This window comes from Paraburkholderia sp. GAS38 (assembly GCF_050434965.1).
GTDB lineage: Bacteria > Pseudomonadota > Gammaproteobacteria > Burkholderiales > Burkholderiaceae > Paraburkholderia > Paraburkholderia phenazinium_A.
This window is the reverse complement of the sequence record NZ_JBNDJO010000002.1, coordinates 617,729-640,910: the sequence shown is the minus strand read 5'-3', so window position 1 is coordinate 640,910 and position 23,182 is coordinate 617,729. Positions and strand designations below refer to the sequence as shown.

At 63.7% G+C, this 23,182-nt stretch carries 19 protein-coding genes; 3 read left to right on the top strand and 16 right to left on the bottom strand.

The genetic code is table 11. From position 1 onward, the window contains the following. Nucleotides 1–23: 23 nt before the first annotated feature. Nucleotides 24–1,262 (top strand): JmjC domain-containing protein, encoded by a 1,239-nt coding sequence (locus tag P3T42_RS06970; protein ID WP_429305534.1) that lies wholly within the window; start codon nt 24–26, stop codon nt 1,260–1,262. Nucleotides 1,263–1,494: 232 nt separating this feature from the next. Then, nucleotides 1,495–1,764, top strand: a complete 270-nt coding sequence (locus P3T42_RS06965; RefSeq protein ID WP_074299784.1) for a hypothetical protein — start codon at nt 1,495–1,497, stop codon at nt 1,762–1,764. Nucleotides 1,765–2,035: 271 nt separating this feature from the next. Here P3T42_RS06965 and P3T42_RS06960 read toward each other — a convergent pair whose 3' ends face one another. The 3 genes from P3T42_RS06960 to P3T42_RS06950 all read right to left on the bottom strand — a co-directional run bounded on the left by P3T42_RS06960 (nt 2,036) and on the right by P3T42_RS06950 (nt 5,693). After that, nucleotides 2,036–4,294 (bottom strand): ATP-dependent DNA helicase, encoded by a 2,259-nt coding sequence (locus tag P3T42_RS06960; protein WP_429305533.1) that lies wholly within the window; start codon nt 4,292–4,294, stop codon nt 2,036–2,038. Nucleotides 4,295–4,357: 63 nt separating this feature from the next. Further along, nucleotides 4,358–4,576: a DUF465 domain-containing protein gene (locus P3T42_RS06955; RefSeq protein WP_074264202.1), complete on the bottom strand. Its 219-nt coding sequence runs from the start codon at nt 4,574–4,576 to the stop codon at nt 4,358–4,360. A gap of 79 nt (nt 4,577–4,655) precedes the next feature. Beyond that, nucleotides 4,656–5,693 (bottom strand): hypothetical protein, encoded by a 1,038-nt coding sequence (locus P3T42_RS06950; RefSeq protein ID WP_429305532.1) that lies wholly within the window; start codon nt 5,691–5,693, stop codon nt 4,656–4,658. A gap of 145 nt (nt 5,694–5,838) precedes the next feature. Between P3T42_RS06950 and P3T42_RS06945 the strand changes: the two genes are divergently transcribed. Continuing rightward, the gene (locus P3T42_RS06945; RefSeq protein ID WP_074299787.1) at nt 5,839–8,187 is read left to right on the top strand and encodes a Tex family protein; all 2,349 of its coding nucleotides are present in this window, start codon (nt 5,839–5,841) and stop codon (nt 8,185–8,187) included. A gap of 155 nt (nt 8,188–8,342) precedes the next feature. On the opposite strand, the gene P3T42_RS06940 is transcribed toward P3T42_RS06945, so the two are convergent. The 13 genes from P3T42_RS06940 to hisS form a co-directional block, all read right to left on the bottom strand. Next, nucleotides 8,343–10,229, bottom strand: a complete 1,887-nt coding sequence (locus P3T42_RS06940; protein WP_429305531.1) for a potassium transporter Kup — start codon at nt 10,227–10,229, stop codon at nt 8,343–8,345. 192 nt (nt 10,230–10,421) lie between these two features. Further along, the gene (locus P3T42_RS06935; protein ID WP_074299792.1) at nt 10,422–11,006 is read right to left on the bottom strand and encodes a phosphoribosyltransferase; all 585 of its coding nucleotides are present in this window, start codon (nt 11,004–11,006) and stop codon (nt 10,422–10,424) included. A 3-nt stretch (nt 11,007–11,009) separates the two neighbouring features. Next, on the bottom strand, nt 11,010–12,356 hold the full coding sequence (locus tag P3T42_RS06930; protein ID WP_074299794.1) for an adenylosuccinate synthase: 1,347 nt from the start codon (nt 12,354–12,356) through the stop codon (nt 11,010–11,012). A 166-nt stretch (nt 12,357–12,522) separates the two neighbouring features. Beyond that, the gene (locus P3T42_RS06925; RefSeq protein WP_429305530.1) at nt 12,523–13,674 is read right to left on the bottom strand and encodes an ATP phosphoribosyltransferase regulatory subunit; all 1,152 of its coding nucleotides are present in this window, start codon (nt 13,672–13,674) and stop codon (nt 12,523–12,525) included. Nucleotides 13,675–13,924: 250 nt separating this feature from the next. Next, nucleotides 13,925–14,116 (bottom strand): DUF2065 domain-containing protein, encoded by a 192-nt coding sequence (locus P3T42_RS06920; RefSeq protein ID WP_074301666.1) that lies wholly within the window; start codon nt 14,114–14,116, stop codon nt 13,925–13,927. A gap of 44 nt (nt 14,117–14,160) precedes the next feature. Further along, nucleotides 14,161–15,063, bottom strand: a complete 903-nt coding sequence (gene hflC / locus P3T42_RS06915) for a protease modulator HflC (RefSeq protein WP_429305529.1) — start codon at nt 15,061–15,063, stop codon at nt 14,161–14,163. An 11-nt stretch (nt 15,064–15,074) separates the two neighbouring features. Next, nucleotides 15,075–16,457 (bottom strand): FtsH protease activity modulator HflK, encoded by a 1,383-nt coding sequence (gene hflK / locus P3T42_RS06910; RefSeq protein WP_429305528.1) that lies wholly within the window; start codon nt 16,455–16,457, stop codon nt 15,075–15,077. Nucleotides 16,458–16,512: 55 nt separating this feature from the next. Beyond that, on the bottom strand, nt 16,513–17,718 hold the full coding sequence (gene hflX / locus P3T42_RS06905; protein ID WP_429305527.1) for a GTPase HflX: 1,206 nt from the start codon (nt 17,716–17,718) through the stop codon (nt 16,513–16,515). A gap of 31 nt (nt 17,719–17,749) precedes the next feature. Beyond that, nucleotides 17,750–17,986, bottom strand: a complete 237-nt coding sequence (hfq, locus tag P3T42_RS06900; RefSeq protein WP_006051315.1) for an RNA chaperone Hfq — start codon at nt 17,984–17,986, stop codon at nt 17,750–17,752. Between the two features lie 142 nt (nt 17,987–18,128). Next, nucleotides 18,129–19,466, bottom strand: a complete 1,338-nt coding sequence (gene der / locus P3T42_RS06895) for a ribosome biogenesis GTPase Der (RefSeq protein ID WP_074301667.1) — start codon at nt 19,464–19,466, stop codon at nt 18,129–18,131. 464 nt (nt 19,467–19,930) lie between these two features. Next, complete coding sequence (bamB, locus tag P3T42_RS06890) at nt 19,931–21,076, bottom strand: outer membrane protein assembly factor BamB (RefSeq protein WP_074299802.1); 1,146 nt, start codon at nt 21,074–21,076, stop codon at nt 19,931–19,933. A gap of 60 nt (nt 21,077–21,136) precedes the next feature. After that, nucleotides 21,137–21,766, bottom strand: a complete 630-nt coding sequence (locus tag P3T42_RS06885; RefSeq protein WP_074299804.1) for a tetratricopeptide repeat protein — start codon at nt 21,764–21,766, stop codon at nt 21,137–21,139. A gap of 66 nt (nt 21,767–21,832) precedes the next feature. Further along, entirely contained in the window at nt 21,833–23,173 is a 1,341-nt protein-coding gene (hisS, locus tag P3T42_RS06880; RefSeq protein WP_074299805.1) for a histidine--tRNA ligase, read from the bottom strand. Nucleotides 23,174–23,182 lie beyond the last annotated feature (9 nt).

Genomic DNA, 23,182 nt, shown 5'->3' with positions numbered 1-23,182 from the left:
CAGAATACAACTCACATTATACGATGCCCAAGCGGCCCCTTGACCACCCGGCGCACGCAGCTTCTACGCGGATTTCTTCGCCGGTTCTGCCGCCCTCGCCCGACCTGCCGACGCCGCTGCTCGGCAATCTCACTCCGTCGCAATTCATGCGCCGGTACTGGCAAAAGAAGCCGCTGCTGATCCGTCAGGCGATCCCGAACGTCGCCGCGCCGCTCTCGCGCGACGAGCTATTCGAGCTGGCCGATCAGGACGAAGTGGAAGCGCGTCTGATCACGCACTTTCGCAACAAATGGCAACTGGAACACGGCCCGTTTGCGGCTGACGAATTGCCTTCGCTCAAGCAGCGCGCATGGACCCTGCTGGTCCAGGGTGTCGACCTGCATGACGACCGCGCCCGCGCCCTGCTCGACCGCTTCCGCTTCGTGCCGGACGCGCGTCTCGACGACCTGATGATTTCGTATGCAAGCGACGGCGGCGGGGTCGGCCCGCACTTCGATTCGTACGACGTATTCCTGCTGCAGGTGCACGGCAAGCGTCGCTGGCGAATCAGCGCGCAGCGCGATCTGTCGTTGCGTCCCGGCGTGCCCTTGAAAGTTTTACAAAACTTCGAGCCGGAAGAGGAATGGGTGCTCGAACCGGGCGACATGCTGTATCTGCCGCCACACATCGCCCATGACGGCGTGGCCGAGGGCGAGTGCATGACCTGCTCGATCGGCTTTCGTGCGCCCTCCTCGAGCGAGCTCACCGCGCAGTTTCTGTATCATCTCGCCGAGCGCGGAGAAAGCGACGACCGCCAGGAGCGCGCGCCGAAGCTGTACCGCGACCCGCAGCAGCCCGCCGTGGCCCATCCGGCCGAGCTTCCTGCCGCGCTGGTCGAACGGGTGGGCGCGATCCTTGCTCAGGTCAGATGGAACGAGAAGGACATCGCGGCGTTCCTCGGCGCCTATCTGAGCGAACCGAAGCCGAGCGTCGTCTTCGATCCGCCCGAACAGCCGCTTAACGAAGCGCGTTTTATTCAACGCGCTTCAAACTTCGGTCTTCGACTCGACCGGAAGTCGGTTTTGCTGTACAACAGCCGCTTTTTCTTCTTGAATGGAGAAGAAAATCGGCTCGCAGGTCTGAAAAAGTGGTTGATTGAATTCGCTGATAGCCGGTGTCTGAGTGCGAAACGCTTTGTAACACTCTCAGACGATTCATCGGTGACAGCATTGCTGCACGAGTGGTATCGTGCGGGCTGGATACAAGTGGACGAGCCTGTCTAAGCTTCGTCTGCCTGTTATGAAGTACTGTGAAATTTTGTATGAGAAAGACAACGTATTGACCCCGGATTTGTCGACGGTCGATACGAAAGTGCATATAATTTCCGCCCAAGCCGTAGGGAAGATTCACGCTCTTGTGAAGTGCGTCTCCACCAGCGGCCCAGGTCGGTGTTGGAGCACATTACCGGTATTATTTTGCGCTGTTGCTTACCTTTAACCATAAAAGGACGTGATCATGAAGAAATCCCTCCTCGTAGCATCCCTGTTGGCAGCTGTGGCACTGGCTGCATGCAACAAGAGCAGCGACCAAGCAGCTGCCCCGGCTAGCGATGCATCGGCTGCTTCGGCACCTGCTGCTGCTTCGGATGCAGGCGCTGCTGCTTCGAGCGCTGCTGCTGCGAGCGACGCTGCTGCTTCGGCTACTACCGCTGCTTCGGACGCAGGCGCTGCAGCTTCGGATGCTGCTGCTTCGGCTGCTGCTCCGGCTTCGGGCGCAAGCCAGTAAGCTGTCGTACAGGGTTCGCCTCTGGGCGAAAACTGCACCGGCGGATCAACCCGATCTGCTGGTGCAGTAAAGCAAAACGCCACGGATTCACATCCGTGGCGTTTTGCCTTTCTGAGGCCCTTTCTGAGGCCGATTCTTTCTAAGTCCGATTCTGTCTGAGGCCGATTATTACAGACTGATTATTGCAAGCCAGCTCTTTCAGTTCAGTTGATTCAGGTCAGCGTTTTCGCGCCGACCTTCTTAACCTGACACATTCCCTTCAATCTGATTTTCAATCCGCAGACGGCGCCGTCCGCTCTTCGAAGAACTCGCGCACCACGTCGATCTCCCGGGTCCGCTTAAAAGGCGGCAGGCTCTGCCATATACGGCGCCCATAGGGTTTGTCGACAAGACGCGTGTCGCAGATCATCAGCACGCCGCGATCGGTCTCTGCGCGAATCAGACGCCCTGCGCCCTGCTTGAGCGTAATCACCGCCTGCGGCAACTGGTGAACCGCAAACGGGCTCAAGCCCTTCTTGGTCAATGCATCGAGCCGGGCGGCCAGCACCGGGTCGTCGGGCGGCGCAAACGGCAGCTTGTCGATCACCACGAGCGACAGCGCGTCGCCACGCACGTCCACGCCTTCCCAGAAGCTCTGGCTGCCCACCAGGATGGCGTTGCCATAGGAGCGGAAACGATCCAGCAATTCCGTGCGGCTCGCGTCGCCCTGCACCAGCAGCGGGTAATTCCAGCCGCGCTTCTCGATCGTATCGCGTAGCTTCGTCGCGATCTTGTCGACGGCGCGCAAGGTCGTGCACAGCATGAACACGCCGCCGCCCGACGCCTCGATAGCCGGCAACGCGGCTTCGAACACCGCGTCGGTGAACATCGGCGAGGACGGCTGCGGCAGATTGCGCGGCACGTACAGCAGACCCTGAGTCGGATAGTCGAAGGGGCTCGGCAGCGTCATCGAGCGGCGCGCGTTCAGGCCCATCTGCGCCGCATAGTGCGTGAAATCGCCGCGCACCGAGAGCGTCGCCGACGTGAAGATCCACGCGCGCGGCACGCCGGCGCGCTGCTTGGCGAAGATCGGCGCCACCGACAGCGGCGTTTCGTGCAACTGCACGGTATGCGCGAACACTTCGATCCAGCGCACCTTTTCGTTCGGATCGGCCGCGGCGGCCTTGGCGTCTGTGGCACCCGCAGCGGCGTCGCGTTCGGTTTCCGTAGGCGGCGTGGTCCAGCCCGCCAGGATGCCCTGCAACTCGCGGGCGCGCCGCAGACAGGCGCCAATCGACTCGGCGCGCTCCGCCTGGCTCGACAGCGCATCGGCGAGCGCGGTCAGTTCCGTCTCAAGCGTTTCGAGCGCGGGGAACAGCGGATGATCGTCGGGCAACTGGCCGATCGAGAGCCGCACCGAGTCCTCCCTGAAAGCCAGGCGCACGTCGCGCGCCGAGCGTTCGAGCGCCGCGCCGAGCTTCACCCAGTCGACCACCTCACGCGCATGGCCGAGACCCTCGGCTACCGAATCGCGGGCGAGTTCGAGAAACTGCGCGGTGGAGAGCGTCTCGCCGAAGAACAGCGTGGCGGTTTCCGGCAATTGATGCGCTTCGTCGAAGACGATGGTATTGGCGGTGGGCAGCAGTTCGGCCATGCCCGTGTCGCGCAACATGATGTCCGCGAAAAACAGGTGGTGGTTGACCACCACGATGTCAGCCTGCTGCGCCTCGCGACGCGCCTGCATCACGAAGCATTCCTTGTAATGCGGGCACTCCTGGCCGAGGCAGTTTTCACGGGTCGAGGTCACCATCGACCAGACCGCGGCCGTCTCCGGCACGCTCGCGAGCTCGGCCTTGTCGCCGGTGCGCGTGATCTTCGCAAAGCGGATGATGTCCTGCAGATACGAGGTTTCCTGGCGCGACGGCAAGCGGCCGTTGTCCGCCGTACGCTGCAGATAGTAGTGGCACAGATAGTTCGCGCGACCCTTGAGCATCGCCACCGTGACCGGCACGGCCAGCGCATCGCGCACAGTCGGGATATCGCGCTGGAACAACTGGTCCTGCAAGTGCTTGGTGCCGGTCGAGACGATCACCTTGCCGCCCCATAGCATGGCCGGCACGAGGTACGCGTAGGTCTTGCCGGTGCCCGTCCCCGCCTCCACGATCAATGTGTTCTCGCTGCCGTCGAGGCCGCCTTCTGCCTCGCTCGTTGCGGTGTCCGAAGCGGCGGCCGCCTGTGCGTCTCCCGTGGGCGCCTGCAGACGCCGCGCGGGCCGCTTCTGCGCCTCGAACATCGCCGGCTCGGGCATGGCGCGGCCCGACGCTTCCATGGCGGCGGCGACCGCGCGCGCCATCTCGATCTGCGAGGCCCGCGAGCGGTAACCGTCGATCTGGCGCGCAAGCAGGCCGTCGGCGGCGAAAATGTCGTCGAGCTCGGTCTTGCGGCGGGGGTTCAGCGAGGACGCGAGCGCGTTCCCGGCGGCGCGTGGCTCGCGTGCGGGCGCTTCGTCGTCCGACGAGCTGCGCGAAGAAGTAACAAGCGGTGAATTCAAGGCAAGCGTTTCCTGCAAAATCCGGTGCGCGCGGGGCGACCCGGCGCCTGCCAGGTCGCGCGCCTAAGCGCGCGTGTCCGGTTCGAGCTGCAACTGCAGCAAGATAATGGTGTCCTTGACCTTGAGCTTGCGCTTTTTAAGGCGCTGCAACTCGAGGTCGTCGAAGCCGGGCTCATCCGACATTTTGTCGATCAGACGATCCAGTCCACTATGTTCCGATTCCAGTTGCAGAATGCGGTCCTGAAGTGCGTTCGCGTCGATGACGTGATGATGGTCGCGCATGCTCGCCTCCTCTTGCTATGCGGCGCCGACTGCCTCGTGCAGCCCAGACGCCTGAGGTTGCTGTCCGGCTAAAAACGCGTTACTGCTGCTGTTGCTGCAGCTTTTGCTGCTCCTGCTGTTGCTGCTGTTCCTGCAACTGCTCCTGCTGTTTTTGCGCCGCCTTGTCGGCAGCCTGCTTCTGGCGGGTCTCGACGTCCTGCCTGTGCTGCGCGGCCGTCTCCTGCTTGCGCTGGTAGCTCTCCTGCTTCTCGACGCGCTCCTGCGCCTTCTGCGCGCCCTGCTGACGGGCCTGCTCGAGTTGGGTCTGGAAGTTCGCCTGCTTCTGGTCGTACGCCTGCTGGTTCGCGGCCGCCTGCGGCACGCTCACGCCACGCTGCGCCTGATCCAGCGCATGCTGCTGCACCTTCTGCTGATAAGACTGCTCGTTGGCCGCGCGCTGCGGCGCCTCGGCCGCACGCTGCGCCTGATCCAGCTGATGCTGGCGCTGCTTGTCCTCGTACGCCGCGGCATTGCGCGCGTCGTCCGCGGCGCGCTGCGGGGCATTGGCCTCGTCCTGCGCGCGCTGCAACGCCGCCTTCTCGTCGCGCTGCTGCGCGCGCGACGTACGCTCTTCCGCATCCAGCGCGAGCTGCTCCTTGCGGATATCGGCCTGCACGGTGCGCATCCGGTCGCGCGCCTTGTCGATACAGTAGTTCACAAAGAACTTGCTGTAGCAGTCATGCTCGGCAACCGCGAAGTTATAGTTGTTTTCCGCGCTGCGGTGGTTCAGCACCGTTTGCCGCGCGTCGAAATCGTTGCCGGGCGCCGCACCCGATGCGGCGTCCGCGCTCGCCGCCCTGGCATCCGAGGCGCCGGCCGGGCCGCCCAGTTGGCCGTCGTCGGCGCGCAGTGCCGTACCCGGGGCTGCGGAGCCGTTCATCCCCGCCGACCCCGCGGACGGCGTGGCCGAACCTGCTAACGCCGGCTGGTCTTGCGCAAACGCCGGTGCGGACACGGCGAAAGAGGCGGCGGCAACGCCAAGTGCTGCGCAGGTGAAAAGCGGCGCGGCACGTGTGGCGAGAAGCGAAGCAAGTGGAAAACGGGAGATCGGCAACGTCGTAGATGGGCAACGGAACATGCCCGAAATTCTATCACCCCGCGGTTGAGCCCTTTGGCATTTATGGCAAAATGCCCCGCTTCAGCAACCCGGTCGCAGCGTGCACGCGTCCCGCGTGCCGCCATGCGCGGCCTTAGATTGAGTCCGGCAGGAACACCTAGACCCTATGACGGAAACCGTAGCACTCAAGATCGTACAGCGCATCGCCAGCGAACTCTCCGTGCAGCCGCGCCAGGTCGCAGCGGCGGTGCAACTCCTCGACGAAGGCGCGACTGTTCCGTTTATCGCGCGTTACCGCAAGGAAGTGACCGACAATCTCGACGACACGCAGTTGCGTAACCTCGAGGAACGGCTCCTGTATCTGCGCGAACTGGAAGACCGCCGCGCGTCGATCGTCGCGAGCATCGACGAACAGGGCAAGATGACCGACGAGTTGCGCGCCGCGATTGAAGGGGCGGACAGCAAGCAGGTGCTGGAAGACCTGTATCTGCCTTACAAACCGAAACGCCGCACGCGCGCGCAGATCGCCCGCGAAGCGGGGCTCCAGCCGCTGGCCGACGCGCTGCTCGGCAATGCCCTGCTCGATCCGCAGACCGAAGCCGCTCAGTACGTGGACGCCGAAAAGGGCGTGGCCGACGTGAAGGCGGCGCTGGACGGCGCGCGCGACATCCTGTCGGAGCAATTCGGCGAAACCGCCGAATTGCTCGGCAAGCTGCGCGAGTACCTGTTCAACCAGGGCGTGGTGTCGTCGAAAGTGGTGGAAGGCAAGGAAAGCGCGGAAGAAGAGAAATTCCGCGATTACTACGACTATTCGGAAACCATCAGGACGGTGCCGTCGCATCGCGCACTCGCCCTGTTCCGCGGCCGCAATGCCGGCGTGCTGCTGGTCAAGCTCGGGCTCGGCGAAGAACTGGACGCGCAGGTGCCGCATCCGGGCGAAGCGCTCATCGCGCGCCACTTCGGCATCGCCAACCAGAACCGTCCGGCCGACAAGTGGCTCGCCGACGTGTGCCGCTGGTGCTGGCGCGTGAAGGTGCAGCCGCACATCGAAAACGAACTGCTCACCAATCTGCGCGAAGAAGCCGAGCATGAGGCGATCCGCGTGTTTGCCCGCAACCTGAAGGATCTGCTGCTGGCCGCGCCGGCGGGACCGAAGGCTGTGATCGGCCTCGATCCGGGGATGCGCACCGGCGTGAAGGTGGCCGTGGTCGATCGGACCGGCAAGGTGCTCACCACCGACGTGATCTACCCGCACGAGCCGCGCCGCGACTGGGACGGCTCGATCGCCAAGCTCGCACGGATCTGCGCGCAGACCCAGGCCGAGCTGATCAGCATTGGCAACGGCACGGCGTCGCGCGAGACCGACAAGCTGGCGAGCGAGCTGATCGCGCGCCATCCGGAGTTCAAGCTGCAGAAGATCGTCGTGTCCGAAGCGGGCGCGTCGGTGTATTCGGCTTCAGAGCTGGCGGCGAAGGAATTCCCCGACATGGACGTGTCGCTGCGCGGCGCGGTGTCGATTGCGCGTCGTCTGCAGGATCCGCTCGCCGAGCTCGTGAAGATCGAGCCGAAGGCGATTGGCGTCGGCCAGTACCAGCACGACGTGAACCAGCGTGAACTGGCGCGTTCGCTCGACGCGGTGGTCGAAGACTGCGTGAACGCCGTGGGCGTGGATGCGAATACGGCGTCCGTGGCGCTGCTCGCGCGCGTCTCCGGACTGAACGCGACGCTCGCGCGCAATATCGTCGACTTCCGCGATGCGAACGGTCCGTTCCCCTCGCGCGAACATCTGCGCAAGGTGCCGCGTCTGGGCGACAAGACTTTCGAACAGGCCGCCGGCTTCCTGCGTATCAACAACGGCGAGAATCCGCTCGACCGCTCGTCGGTGCACCCGGAAGCGTATCCGGTGGTCGAACGCATGCTGGCGAAGATCAACAAGCATGTGGGCGACGTGCTGGGCAATCGGGAGGCGCTGTCGGGCCTGTCGCCGGCTGAGTTCGTCGACGATCGCTTCGGTCTGCCGACCGTGCGCGACATCCTGTCCGAACTCGAAAAGCCGGGCCGCGACCCGCGCCCCGAGTTCAAGACCGCCACCTTCCGCGAAGGCGTCGAGAAGATCTCCGACCTGTCGCCGGGCATGGTGCTCGAAGGCGTCGTGACCAACGTGGCGGCCTTCGGTGCGTTCATCGATATCGGCGTGCATCAGGACGGTCTGGTCCACGTGTCGGCGCTGTCGACGAAGTTCATCAAGGACCCGCACGAAGTCGTCAAGGCCGGTCAGATCGTCAAGGTCAAGGTGCTCGAAGTGGACGTGAAGCGTCAGCGCATTTCGCTGACCATGCGTCTCGCGGATGACTTCGGCGCAGCCGGCGCGGCAAGCTCGGCGCCGCGCAGCGGCGGCCAGCAGGACCGTGGCGGCGCCCGTCCGGGCGGCGCTGGACGTGGCGCACCGCAGCGCTCGCGTGAGCCGGAACCGGCCGGTGCCATGGCGGCGGCGTTCGCCAAGCTCAAGCGTTAAGTTGATTAAGGCGGTAGGTCGGCCAGCCCGGCGCGCCGCACACGCTGCACGACAAAAAGCCCACGCAGTTCACAAGACCGCGTGGGCTTTTTTATTGCCCGCTCCCCGCTCTGCTCCGCCGCCCACACAAGCCGGCCGAGACGCAGCAGCCAACCTCAAATCTCGATCTTCGTCCCCAACTCCACAACGCGATTCGCTGGGATGCTGAAAAAATCGGTCGGCTTGGCCGCGTTCTGATGCATCCACGCAAACACCCGCTCGCGCCACACGGACATGCCGGGCAACTGCGTCGGCACCACCGTTTCGCGCGCGAGGAAGAACGACGTGTCCATCAATTCGAAGGTCATGTCGTGCATGCGGCCCACATCGGTCAGCACCGCCTTCACATCGGGCGTCTCGTTGAAGCCGTAGGCCGCTTTCACCAGAAACAGCCCGCCACCGATCTCCTTGACCGTGACGCGGTCAGCATCGTTCACATACGGAATATCGAGCGTCGAGAAGGTCAGGAAAATGGTGCGCTCGTGCAGCACCTTGTTGTGCTTCAGATTGTGCAGCAGGCTCACCGGCACGAGCGTATCGCTGCCGGTCAGATAGATCGCCGTCCCCGAGACGCGATGCGGCGGATGAGCGAGCAGCCCTTGCAGGAACGGCATCAGCGGAATACCGTCGGCCGCCGTGCGCTCCTTGACGATCATCCTGCCCTTGAACCAGGTCATCAGCAGGAAGAACAGCAGCGCGCCGATCCCGAGCGGCAGCCAGCCGCCCTCCGCGACCTTCAGCAGGTTGGCGCCGAAGAAGCCCAGATCGACCACCATCAAACCACCGATGATCAGCGCAACCAGCAGCTTGTTCCACTTCCACACGTTCACCATCACCACGCAGGCGAGGATCGTGGTGATCACCATGGTGGCCGTCACCGCGATACCGTAGGCCGCGGCGAGGTTGTCCGAACTCTTGAAGGCCACCACGATGCACAGGATGATGAACAGCAGCAGCCAGTTCACCACCGGCACGTAGATCTGCCCGATCGCCAGATCCGAGGTATGCAGGATCTTCATGCGCGGCACGTAGCCGAGCTGGATGGCCTGGCTCGTCAGCGAGTAAGCGCCGGAAATCACCGCTTGCGACGCGATCACAGTGGCCACCGTCGACAGTACGACGAGCGGCAGCAGCGCCCAGTCAGGCGCGAGCAGGAAAAACGGGTTTTCGATCGCCTTCGGGTCGTGCATCAGCAAGGCGCCCTGCCCGAAGTAGTTCATCACCAGCGACGGCATCACGAGCGCGTACCAGGCCACCCGGATGGGCTTGGCGCCGAAGTGGCCCATGTCGGCATACAAGGCTTCCGCGCCGGTCAGCACCAGCACCACCGAGCCGAGCACGACATACGCCTGCAGCACGTGCGCCGCCATGAACGAATAAGCGTAGTAGGGATTGAGCGCGCGAATCACATTGGGCGACTGCACGATATGGGCGAGGCCGAGCAGCCCGATCACCACAAACCAGATCACCATGATCGGTCCGAACAGACGCCCCACCAGCGCGGTGCCGTGCCGCTGGATCCAGAACAGCACGATGAGAATGACGATGGTCAGCGGCAGCACCAGATGCGACAGATTAGGCGCCGCGATCTCCAGCCCTTCGACGGCGGAGATCACCGAGATGGCCGGCGTAATCACCGCGTCGCCGTAGAACATGCAGGCGCCGAAGATGCCCAGCATCATCAGCAAACCGGCCAGCTTCTTCTTCGGATCCACCGAGCGCAGCGCCAGCGCCATCAGCGCGAGCACGCCGCCTTCGCCGTTGTTGTCAGCGCGCATGACGAACATCACATACTTGACCCCGACCACGATCACAATGGCCCAGAACAGCAGCGAGATCACCCCCAGGATGGACTGGTCGGTCAACGGGATACCATGCGCCGGGCTGAACGCCTCTTTCAGCGAATACAACGGGCTCGTGCCGATGTCGCCGAACACCACTCCGATCGCAGCCAGTGCGAGCGTGGGCAGAGGCTGTTTGTGCAAGTGATGGGTATCTGTCATAAACGCAAAGTATCCGTTCCTGATCGGAAAAACGAGCGCTATTCTAAACTGCCTGTAAGGTAGCACTCCGGCCTGTTGTGCTGACACCACTGGTTACGCCACGGCTTGCTTCACCTCAGCAAAAAAAAACGGAGCCCCAAAGGGCCCCGTCCTGGCGGATTCGATGCGACACGCGGAACGTGTCCATTCGCATCACTGATCCGATCGTTCCTGCGCGGTACCGCGCTTGATCCAGGCACCGAGGTTATGCGGACGCACCGTGTCCCACTCCTCGAATGGCTGGTGAATCCACGGATTGGTGGGCAGGAACTGCACGTGATAGTCGGGCTTCACTTTCGAGCAACCCTTGTACCAGAGCACCGCCGAGCGCACCGCCGTGATGGCCGGATAGCGCTCCTTCAGATGCTGCTGCACGCGCGCCAGCGTCACGCCCGAGTCGACCAGGTCGTCGACCAGCAGCACGTTGCCGGACAGTTCGCCGCGCGTCATCGTGATGTATTGTGCGATGTCGAGTTCGCCCTGCTCCGTGCCGGCCGCTTCGCGATACGAACTGGTGGCCAGAATCGCCAGCGGCAGATCGTAGATGCGCGAGAGCTGATCGCCCACGCGCAAGCCGCCGCGCGCGAGGCACAGGATCTTGTCGAACTTCCAGCCCGACTCGTGGACAGCCAGCGCCAGCAGTTCGATCAGGCGGTGATACTCGTCCCAACCGACCCACAGGTTCTTGTCGTCGTTGCGCGGGTCCTTCATCGCAATCATCGGTACACCCTGCGTCATGAGTTAAACCTTGAACGGGTGGCGAAGAAGAATGGTTTCGTCACGATCCGGACCGGTCGAAACCATGTCGATCGGCACGCCGGCCACTTCCTGCACGCGTGTCAGGTAAGCGCGGGCGTTCGCCGGCAGCTTGTCCCATTCCTTGATGCCGACGGTGCTTTCCTTCCAGCCACCGAACGTCTCGTACACCGGTACGCAACGCTCCACTTCCGTCGCACCGCGCGGCAGAATATCGCAGTCCTTGCCATCCACCGTGTAGCCCACGCACAGCTTCACTTCGTCGAGACCGTCGAGCACGTCGAGCTTGGTCATGCACAGGCCCGAGATGCCGTTGATCTGGATCGAACGGCGCAGTGCCGCCGCATCGAGCCAGCCGGTGCGGCGCGGACGGCCGGTGACCGAACCGAATTCCTTGCCGACGGTAGCCAGGTTAAGGCCGACCTGGTCCTGACGATTGGCGTTGTCCGCATCGTACAGTTCGCTCGGGAACGGGCCCGAACCGACGCGCGTGCAGTACGCCTTGGTGATGCCGAGAATGTAGTTCAGCTTTTGCGGACCGACGCCCGCGCCTGCAGCGGCCGCACCGGCCACGCAGTTGCTCGACGTGACATACGGATAGGTACCGTGGTCGATGTCGAGCAGCGTGCCTTGCGCGCCTTCGAACAGCAGGTTGACGCCCCTGGCGTTTTCGTCATACAAGCGGCGCGACACGTCCGTGACCATCGGCTTCAGACGGTCGGCGTAGCTGAGCATCAAGTCGAGCGTCTGCTGGAAGTCGACAGCGTCGACGCCCAGGTATTGCGTCAACACGAAGTTATGGTAGTCGAGGTTTTCACGCAGACGTTCGGCGAAGCTTTCCGGCTCGAACAGGTCCTGCACGCGCAAACCGCGGCGCGCCACCTTGTCTTCGTAAGCTGGCCCGATGCCGCGTCCGGTGGTGCCGATCTTGGCCGCGCCACGGCGCTTTTCGCGGCCCTGGTCGATGGCGATGTGATACGGCAGGATCAGGGTGGTGGCTTCGGAAATGAAGAGGCGATTCTGGACATTCACCCCGGCGGCTTCGAGCTCGCCAATTTCCTTGAACAGCGCTTCCGGCGACAACACGACGCCATTGCCGATGTAGCACGCGACGCCGGGATGCATGATGCCCGACGGAATCAGGCGCAAGATGGTTTTCTTGCCGCCGATGATAAGCGTGTGACCGGCATTGTGACCGCCCTGGAAGCGAACGACGCCTTGAGCGTGGTCCGTCAGCCAGTCGACGATCTTGCCCTTGCCTTCATCACCCCACTGGGTCCCCACGACGACGACGTTACGCCCGGGGTTCACATTCACTGCGCTGGCAGACATGTTGTTTCGTAAGCTGGTTAAAAACGTATTCTACCTATCTTCGCGGAACCTTCCGAATTTTTCCGTTTCCGCTCAACGGTATGGACGTTATCTTGGGTATATCGGAATAGCGCGGCTCAGCACCGCGCCGGTCTTTGCAACGCTCGTTGCAACGTGACTGCAACGCTCAGGAAAGGGGTTCGACAACCCACGCGCCGTTGCGCTCGACCAGCACGCGGTCGCAAGCAAATTCGTCGAGCGCGTGGTCGTGACCGGGCAACGCCTGGATCACCACTTCGCCCGCATCGCGCAACGCGGCCACGCTGGCGCGCAGGGCGTCATCGTGCTGCCACGGTGCGAGAATCGCGCTGCTGCGCGCTTCCACCGGGGAAATGCGCGCCACTTCGCGCAGATCCAGCGAGAAGCCCGTGGCGGCGCGTGCCCGCCCGTAGGCCTGGCCCACGTGGTCGTAACGGCCGCCGCGCGCCACCGCGTTCGGCACGCCGTCCACATAGGCCGAGAACATCACGCCGCTGTGGTACGCATAGCCGCGCAAATCGGCCAGGTCGATCATCACTTCCGCGCCGTCCACCTGGTTCGCGAGGAAGGTCAGGTCGTCGAGCGCGCGGGCAATTTCCGGCGTGTCCGGCAAACGGGCACGGGCCTCCGCGAGGACCGAGGCGTCGCCGTACAGCGACGGCAAGGCGCGCAGCGCGTCGCGGGTCGCCGGCGTGAGATCCGCGGTCAGTTCGGCGAGGCGCGGCACGTCCTTGCCAGCAAGCGCTTCATACAGCGATTCGCCGAGCGCCGCCGCAGCGGGTTCGGCGTCGATCAGGGCCGCCAGCACGCCTGCATGACACAGGTCCAGACGCACCTTGGCGAGACCGGCCAGACGCAGCGCGTCGAGCATCAACTGCTGGATCTCGAGGTCCGCCTCGAGCCCGGCGTGGCCGTAGATTTCGGCGCCGATCTGGATCTGCTCGCGGGTCGCATGCAGGCCGCGCGGACGCGTATGCAGCACGTTGCCGGCGTAGCACAGGCGCGTCACGCCCTGCCGGTTGAGCAAGTGCGCGTCGATGCGCGCCACCTGCGGGGTGATGTCGGCGCGCAGGCCGAGCGTACGGCCCGACAACTGATCGACCAGCTTGAAGGTGCGCAGATTCAGGTCGTGGCCCCCGCCCGTCAGCAGCGACTCGAGGTATTCGAGCAGCGGCGGCATGACCATCTCGTAGCCGTAGACGCGAAAGCGGTCCAGCAGATGGCGCCGCAACTCTTCGATCTTGCGGGCTTCCGACGGCAGCACGTCGGCAATATTCTCGGGAAGTAACCAGGTCGACATCGATACAGTCCTACGATGGTGAACACGGCGCCTGGGCGCGCCGGTAAATGAGAGTGATGGACAGCGTGGGCACGCGCCGGGCCGCTTTGGCCCCGGCTGGGTCCGCTGCGGCCTTGTGAGCCGGATGGGACCGGGTGAATCGCGCCGCGTCGCGGCGTGTATGCCCATGCCTCTCGCAGGCGACGACGCCAGGCGAGACGCCCTACGCTGTGCCCCAGCGCGGCAATCGCGCCTGGGCCCGCTCGCGCCCTTAGGTCGCGATAAACAGCAGCAGCAGCCCGAGCGCCATCACGATCAGCCCGCCAATGCGGATCTGATGAGGCGGCCGTTCCGCTATTTTACGAAACGTATCGCTCCAGGCGCTCGGAAAAACGAAGGGGAACATCCCCTCGATGATCAGCATCAGTGCGATCGCGAGCAACAACGAACCGGCTATATCCATGCGAGTGAGGGTGCCGCGATACATATGCCGCGGCGCTCCGGTAATCAGTGTTTGCGCGGTGCCGCGACGGCGTCCGGTGACGCGTCACCGTTCGGGCTACGCATGAAGCGGAAAAACTCGCTGCTCGAATCGACCACAATCACGTCGTTCGGCTTGAAGGTGTTCCGGTAAGCCAGCATGCTCTGGTAGAACTGGTAGAACTGCGGGTCGCGACCGTACGCGTCGGCGGCGATGGAGGCAGCCTTGCCGTCGCCCTCGCCCTTGATCGTCTGCGCCTGCATGTACGCGTCCGCCAGCAGCGCCTGCTGCTGGGTGGCAGCGTCCGCCTTGATCTGGTCGGCTTCGGCCACGCCCTTGGCGCGCTCGACACTGGCCGCCTGTTCACGCGCCGCGCTCATGCGCTTGTAGACGGAGTCGGCCATCGCGGCCGGGAAATCGACCCGGGCCAGCTGGATGTCGATCACCTCGACACCGAGCGAAGCCGCCGCGGCCGACATCGCGTCGCGCGCCTCATCCGCGAGCGCCTGCTGCTTGCCCAACGCATCGGCCAGCGTGACCTTGGCAAACGCATCGCCCAGCGCACTGCGCGACAGCAAGGCGAGCCGGTCCGGCAAGCTCTGGTCGTCGCCCTTGGTCTGCGCGAACAGCTTGAGCGGATCGGTCACGCGAAACTTGATTACCGGGTCGACCAGCAGGTCGGTTTTGTCGGACGTCACGTAGCGGTCTTCATCCGGCGTATCCAGCGTCTGGATGCGGCTGTCGACCAGCAGCAGATTTTGCAGCGGCGGCGGCAGCTTGGCATGCAGGCCGGGGCCGAGCAGCTCGGGGGCGGCATCGCCGCGACCGGACAGGACCGCCATATGACGTTGGTCCACCACGAACACGGTCGACGACGCCGCAAACAGCAGCAGCACCACAACCACGACGAGCGCAATGATTCGATTCATGTTCGCGCTCCTCATTGAATGTCGTCTTCGCGGCCGCGGCTGCGGAACGCATCGCGCGAACGCAGCGGGTCGCTGGCAGCGTCGGCGTCGCTCGCCGGGCTGGCGGCCGTGGCGGCGGACGCCGCAGCCGATGCCGCGGCACCGCTCGCCGCCGGCGGCACGACACTAGCAGGCGCCGACACCACCGCGCCGCCCGAAGCCGCGCTCGCCGCGGCGGCATCAGCGGCATGCTGGCGGGTCGCCTCGACCAGCTTGTCGAGCGGCAGGTACATCACGTTATTACCGGCCTTGCTGTCGACAAACACCTTCGTCGTATTCGAATAGATATGCTGCATAGTGTCCAGGTACAAGCGCTCGCGGATCACCGCCGGCGCTTTGGAGTACTGCTCGTAGACCTGCTTGAAGCGCTCGGCATCGCCTTGCGCCTGCGCCACCACCTGGTCGCTATAGGTCCTGGCCTCGTCGACGAGGCGCGCCGCGTCGGCCTGGGCGTGCGGCAACAGGTCGTTGGCATACGCCTGGGCGTCGGCCTTGGCGCGTTCGCGATCCTGATGCGCTTTCGCGGCATCGTCGAAGGCGGATTGCACCTGCTCGGGGGCCTGCACGCCCTGCATCGTCACACCCGTGACGACGAGACCGGTCTGCGATTCGTCCAGGGAATGCTGGATCGCATCGGACAGTTGCTGACGGATTGCTTCGCGATCCTGATAGAGGATGTCGTCGGTGCTGCGCGCGCCGACGATATTGCGCACCGCCGCCTGCGCGGCCAGCATCACGCTCTGGTCGGGATCGACGCTGCGGAACAGATAGTCCGTGGCGCTGCGCACCTGGTACTGCACGGCAAAGCGCACGTCGACGATATCCGCGTCGTGCGTGAGCAGCGAGGAATCCTTGACGTTCACCAGACGCACGACATTGTTACGCCCGACTTCCACCTGGCGAACGTCGCCGATATTGACCAGCTCGTGCGCTTCGAACGGATACGGCAGACGCCAATGCACACCCTGCGTCGCGGTATAGCGATACTTGCCGAACTGCGTGACGACGCCGGCCTGGCCGTCCTGCACGACGAACACACCGCTGCCGAGATAGATGGCGATCAGCACGCCGATCACGATGCCCACGCCGATGCGCGCACCGCGCCCGTTGTCCGGACGGCCCGCGCCGCCCCCCGTGCCCTTGCGGCCGAACACGCTGCTCAGGCGGCGATTGAAGTCACGCCACATCTCGTCGAGATCGGGTGGTCCGTCGCCGTCCTTGCCGTTCTGGGGACGCTTGGGTTCGTTCGGCCGTTGTCTGGCGCCATTGCCGTCACCCCGGCCCCAGCGCGGATCGTTCATCGAAAGAATGGCGCGCAGGCGCAGCCAGATACTCCGCTCGTTGTAATCGTTCACCTGTGTTCGTTCACCAGAGTAGACAGCGGGTCAGTGCAATTTGGAACGGGTCAGTTCAATGCCCGAGTTCTGGGACCTTGCGGTCGTCGCGTGATTCGGCCAACCGGAGATCTTCTTCCGGCGCGTCGTCAAGAGGATCGGCAGCCGCGATTTCGGCGATGGCAGCGCGCAGCGTATCCAGCCCTTGCCCGGTGCGCGCGCTCAAAAAGACGCGCGAAATATTACCATACTCATCCCGCTCGACCGCGTCGCCACGGGCCGCCAGCTCAGGCACGGCGTCGATCTTGTTGAACACCAGCACCTGACGGATCGTGTCGGCCCCGATGCCGTGCAACACCTCGTTGACCTGATCGATCTGGTCGAGGCGCACGGCGCTCGACGCATCCACGACGTGCAGCAGCAGGTCGGCGTGAATGGTTTCTTCGAGCGTGGCGCGGAACGCGGCCACCAGTTGGTGAGGCAACTCGCGGATAAAGCCGACCGTGTCGGACACCACCACCTGCCCCACCTCGTCGCCGAGGTAGACGCGCCGCGAGGTCGTGTCGAGCGTCGCGAAGAGCTGGTCGGCGGCATACGCCTGGGCTTTGGTCAGCGCATTGAAGAGCGTCGACTTGCCCGCGTTCGTATAGCCGACCAGCGACACCGACATGGTGCGGTTGCGCTCGCGCGCACGCCGCTGCGTGCCATGCTGGCGCCGCAGTTTTTCGAGCCGCGTCTTGAGCGCCTTGATGCGCTCGCCGATCAGCCGGCGGTCGGTTTCAAGCTGGGTTTCACCCGGACCGCGCAGGCCGATACCGCCTTTTTGCCGTTCCAGGTGGGTCCATGCGCGGATCAGCCGCGTGGACAGGTACTGCAGTTGCGCGAGCTCGACCTGCAGCTTGCCTTCATGGCTGCGGGCGCGTTGCGCAAAGATATCGAGAATCAGACTCGTACGGTCGATCACGCGCCTGTTAAGCGCTTGCTCCAGATTGCGCTGCTGGGCAGGCGCGAGAGCGTGATTGAAGATGACGAGTTCAATGTCGTTGGCCTCGCACGCAAGACGCAGTTCTTCGGCCTTGCCGCTGCCGACGAACATCTTGGCGTCGGGACTGGACCGGCGTCCGGTGAGGGTAACGATGGGATTAGCGCCCGCGCTTTGCGCGAGCAGGCTGAGTTCTTCGAGACTGGCTTCGAAATCGATCTTACCGAAGTCGATGCCGACAAGCGCTGCGTTGGTCAAATTGGAGGGTATCAAAGTGAAGCGGCCGGGAGAGATCGCCAACGGGCGACGCTACGCCGGCCGCGACGAGAGGTTAGGACTGTTCGGAATCCGGGTGGAAATTCACCGGACGGGCAGGCACCACAGTCGAAATGGCGTGCTTGTAGACCATCTGGGTAACCGTATTCCGGAGCAACACGACGTACTGGTCGAACGATTCGATGTTCCCTTGAAGCTTGATGCCGTTGACCAGGTAGATCGACACCGGCACATGCTCTTTACGCAGTGCGTTCAAAAACGGGTCTTGTAACAATTGCCCTTTGTTGCTCATAGCAAACTCCGTATTTTTTTGCAGGTTGACTAAATTGACGACGAAGAAAAAGAAATCCGCCGTCAACCGCTACACTATAGCCGATTTTCGTTTTTGCGCGAGCGGGCCGGCCATCCGGCCAAACCCAACACACACGCGGGTTTCAGCCTTTGTCCGCGTAAGGGTTCGTCGACGATCTGAACTCTATGCGCAATGGAGTCCCGGTCAGGCCGAAAGTTTCCCTAAAGCGGTTTTCGAGGTAGCGTTTGTACGTTTCCGTGATCGCGTCGAGCGCGTTGCCGTGGATCACAATGATCGGTGGGTTCTGCCCCCCCTGGTGGGCGTAACGCAGTTTCGGACGCACCGGACCGCGGCGGCGCGGCTGCTGGAATTCGACCGCCTCGATCAGTGCGCGCGTGAGCTTCGGCGTCGGCAGCTTGGACATCGCAGCCGCATACGCCTCGTCCACCGAGCGCATCAGTGGGCCAATCCCCGTCTTTTCGGCCGCCGAAATAAAGTGAGATTTGGCGAAGTCGAGAAATTTTAGTTTGCGCTCGATATCCGCCTTGGTGCGCTCGCGCACATGCGAGTCGAGCCCGTCCCATTTGTTTACGCCAACCACTAGCGCGCGGCCCTGTTCGACCACGAAACCGGCGATGTGGGCGTCCTGATCGGAAATGTCCTGACGGGCATCGAGCAGCAGGATCACGACGTTCGCATCCGAGATGGACTGCAGCGTTTTCACGACCGAGAACTTCTCGATCGCCTCGAACACTTTGCCGCGGCGGCGCAGGCCGGCCGTGTCGATCAGCGTGTAGGGCTTGCCCTGGCGCTCGAAGTCGACATAGATCGAGTCGCGCGTGGTGCCCGGCATGTCGAACGCGATCACGCGCTCCTCGCCGACCAGCGCGTTGATCAGCGTCGACTTGCCGACGTTCGGACGCCCCACGATGGCGATCTTGATGCCGTGCGCGGCCTTCTCTTCGTCGCTCTCTTCCGGCTGACCGGCATACGCGACTTCCAGCGCCTCGTTGATCATGTCCGTCACGCCGTCGCCGTGCGCCGCCGAAATGGCGCGCGGGTCGCCGAGACCGAGTTCGTAGAAGTCCGCGGCGACCGCGCTGTACTTCATCCCCTCGGCCTTGTTGACGACGAGGAAAATCGGCCGGCCGGTCTTGCGCAGATAATCGGCGATCGACTTGTCTTGCGGTGCGAGACCGTTACGGCCGTCGACGATGAACACGACAATGTCCGACTCCTCGACCGCCTGGCGCGTCTGGCGCGCCATCTCGTGGAGGATGCCGTCTTTGGCGACCGGCTCGAAACCGCCGGTGTCCACGACGAGGTAAGGACGTTCGCCGGCCCGGCCCTCGCCGTAGTGACGATCGCGCGTCAGGCCCGGCAGGTCGGCAACGAGCGCATCACGCGAGCGCGTGAGGCGGTTGAATAGCGTGGATTTCCCCACATTGGGGCGCCCCACAAGGGCAATTACGGGTTTCATCAGATGTTGTTCACGGTGAAACGCGAGGTCGAAATCGACCACCCCGCGCACGACGCCATGCGGCCGCGTCGCGGCTGCGTTTGACGCAAATTATCACGAATTCGGCCGGCCCCGGATGTGCGGCATCTATGCTCATCCAGGCGGACGTTGGGTTGGCTGTATGGGTGGCGCAACGATGCGCCGCCGGGTTGCAGGTTGCGGACGCGCTTCGCTCCCGCCTCTGCGGCAAGCGTGTGCCGCCGCAACGAACCAGGCAGACGGTGACGCGGACCGTCGTGGGTTCAACTGCCGGACCAGCCAGGCCGGCAATCCATGTTGTGTTTCTTCTACTTGACGATGGCCCGGCACCCGGTGGATCGGGCCGCTCGGGCGCTGCAACACCCCCTGCGGAGCGCTGCGGCAAAAACGCGCGCGGCCGGCTAAGCCGGCCTGCGCGTCCTGCAGCGTAAGCCTCTGCGCCGCGCTTAGCGCGGACGGAAGCCGTACAGATCGCCGTCGTGCGTCTGCACCACCAGCGTTTCGCCCGCCAGTACCGGTGCCGCGGTAATCGCGCTGCCGTCGGTCGGCATCCGCGCGACGAACGTGCCGTCGTCACGCGACAGGAAATGCACAAAGCCCTGGTAATCGCCCAACACAGCAGCGTGACCCAGCAGGAACGGCACGCTGACTTCGCGATTCTTCAGCTTGTCGTTGGTCCACAGCGCGTTGCCGTTGGTCGCGTCGAACGCGTTCACCACCGACCAGTCGTCGCCGCCCACCACCGTGTTTTCATCCTGAGCCAGACCCGTCGTGCTCGAGAACGCCTTCTCCCACAGCGGACGGCCCGAGTTCGCATCGAAGCAGCCAAGCTGCCCCTGGAAGGTCACCGCGCAGGTCTCGGCGCCGACCAGCGTCGGCGGGCCGGTCACGTCATTGATCCGCTCGACTTCGGTCACGCCCTTCGGATACGACACCGGGGTTTCCCAGAAGCTGTCGCCGGTCTGCACGTTGATCGCCGCGAAGCTGCCGCCCGGGAAGCCGGCCAGCACCGCCGCCGCGCCCGCGAACGTCATGCCCGACGACACGCGCAGATTCAGCGGCACCGCGCGATTGCGGTACACCCACTTCTGCTCGCCGGTTTGCGCGTTGAAGGCGGTAATCTGACCGTCGACCGTGCGCACGATCACATAGCCGTTACCCACCAGCGGCGGCGAAATGATTTCGCCAGGCGCCGTGTTCTTCCACAGCACCTTGCCGTCCTCACCGAGTACGTAGACCTCGCCCTTGAGGCCGCCGACCGCGGTCAGCGTGCCGTCGCTACCGACGCCGGCGGACAGGTCGCTGCCGACCTTGATGCGCCAGATGTCCTTGCCGGTCTGCGCGTCGATCTTCGCGACCGAGCCGTTCGCGCCCGCGGCGTACACCACATTGCCCACCGCCACCGGCGAGAACAGGTAACGCCCTGCCTTACCGACGCTGGACTTCCAGGCCTGCTGCACGTTCAGCACGGGTTTGAACTCGGTGAGCGGCGTCGGCACGCGGCGCTCGTCCTTCGTGGATGAGCAAGCCGTCAGCACCAGGACGGTCATCGCACAGGCAACGGGCACAGCGTAGCGTTTCAGCAGATTCATCGGTTGACGTTGCATTTAGGGAGATTAATCAAATGGGACGGGTCGGGCGTCGTGCGACGCTCAACCGCCCAGCGCGTCCAGCTTGAACTGGATCAACTGGCGCGTGGATGTATCGGTCTTCGACAGCGAATCGAGCGCGAGCTGATAGGCCGCACGTGCATCGGCACGCTTGCCTTCGGCTGCGAGCAGATCGCCGCGGCCGTTTGCCACTACGCCCTTGAAAGCATCGGATTGCGGCTCGGCCAGCAGCGCGAGACCCTGGTCGTAAGCCTTGTCGTCGAGCAGCAGCGAGGCAAGACGCACCTTCGCGATCTGCTTGAATTCGTCGTCCTTGGCGTGATCGATCGCCCATTGCAACTGGGTCTTCGCACCGGCTTCGTCGCCGGCCGCGTAGAGCGCCTTCGCTGCAAGCAACGCCGTCATCTGCGCATACGCGGTGCCGCCGAACTTGTCTTCCATGTCGCCGGCGACGCGGGCCACCATGGCCTTGTCGTTGCCGTTCACCGACTGCTGCACCTGGTCGAACAGCACGGCGGCTTCTGCCGCCTGGTGCCGCTGCCAGTAATTCCAGCCGTTCCAGCCCGCGGACGCGAGCAGCGCCACCAGCACGATCCACGTCGTGGAATTGCCCCACTGGGCCCACCAGGCCTTCAGACCTTCAATTGATTCTTGTTCGTCGTGGTAACTCATCGCCAGGCGATTCCTTCTCTTTTATTACCTTGTATGGGTCGAACCGCATGGCCGACGCCCGTGCAATCAGTCGTCGCCGTCTTCGGCGGATGCAACCATCGCATTGATTAGAAATTCGGTCAAGTCTTCGGCCGGCACGTTCTGTTGCTCGTTCTTACCACCGTTCTGGCTGGTGTCGCGCAGCGGCTTCACGCCGACCGTACCGTTGGCGATCTCGTCTTCGCCGAGGATCACCGCAAAGGCCGCGCCGCTTGCATCGGCCCGCTTCATCTGCGACTTGAAGCTCGCCGTCTGGCCGTCGGCGCTGCAATGCAGGATCACGTCAAGACCGGTATCGCGCAGACGCTCGCCAATGATGAAGGCCTGCTCGCGCGCCGCGTCGCCCTGGTGAACCAGGTAGACATCGCAACCTTCCTCTTCCGGCACGAGGTTCTCTTCCTTCAGCAGTTCGAGGATGCGCTCGACACCCATCGCCCAGCCGCACGCCGCCGTCGGCTTGCCACCCAGTTGCTCGATCAGCGGGTCGTAACGGCCGCCGGCCGCCACCGTGCCTTGTGCGCCAAGCTTGTCCGTCACCCATTCGAACACAGTCTGATTGTAATAATCGAGACCGCGCACGAGACGCGGATTGATCTTGAACGGCAGGTTGTTCGCCTTCAACAGACGCTGCAATCCTTCGAAATGCGCACGCGATGCTTCGCCCAGGAAATCGATCAGCTTCGGCGCGTTCTGCGCGATCTCCTGCAGTGCCGGGTTCTTCGTATCCAGCACGCGCAGCGGGTTCGTGTAGAGACGGCGCTTCGCGTCTTCGTCGAGCACGTCCATGTGCTTTTCCAGATACGCGATCAGTTCGACCCGGTGCGCCGCGCGTTCTTCCACGAGACCCAGCGAATTGATCTCGAGGCGAATTCCGGTCAAGCCGAGGTCGTCCCACAAACGCTGACACATCATGATGATTTCAGCGTCGGCGTCCGGCCCGGCAAAACCCAGCGCCTCGACACCTACCTGATGGAACTGGCGATAACGGCCGCGCTGCGGGCGCTCGTGACGGAACATCGGACCGATGTACCACAGGCGCTTTGGACCGTCGTACAGCATGTTGTGTTCAATCGAAGCGCGCACCACGGCAGCGGTGTTCTCCGGACGCATGGTCAGGTTTTCGCCGTTCAGCGCGTCGGTAAAGCTGTACATCTCCTTCTCGACGATGTCCGTTACTTCGCCGATACCGCGCGTGAACAGTTGCGTATGCTCGACGATCGGCGTGCGAATGTTCTGGTATCCGTAAGAACGGAGCATCGACTTGACGGTCGCTTCGAAAAACTCCCACAGCCCTGCTTCCTGCGGGAGGATGTCGTTCATGCCCTTCACACCGGACAATTTCTCGAGCTTTTTCTTCTGTTCAGTCATCTGTGTTCG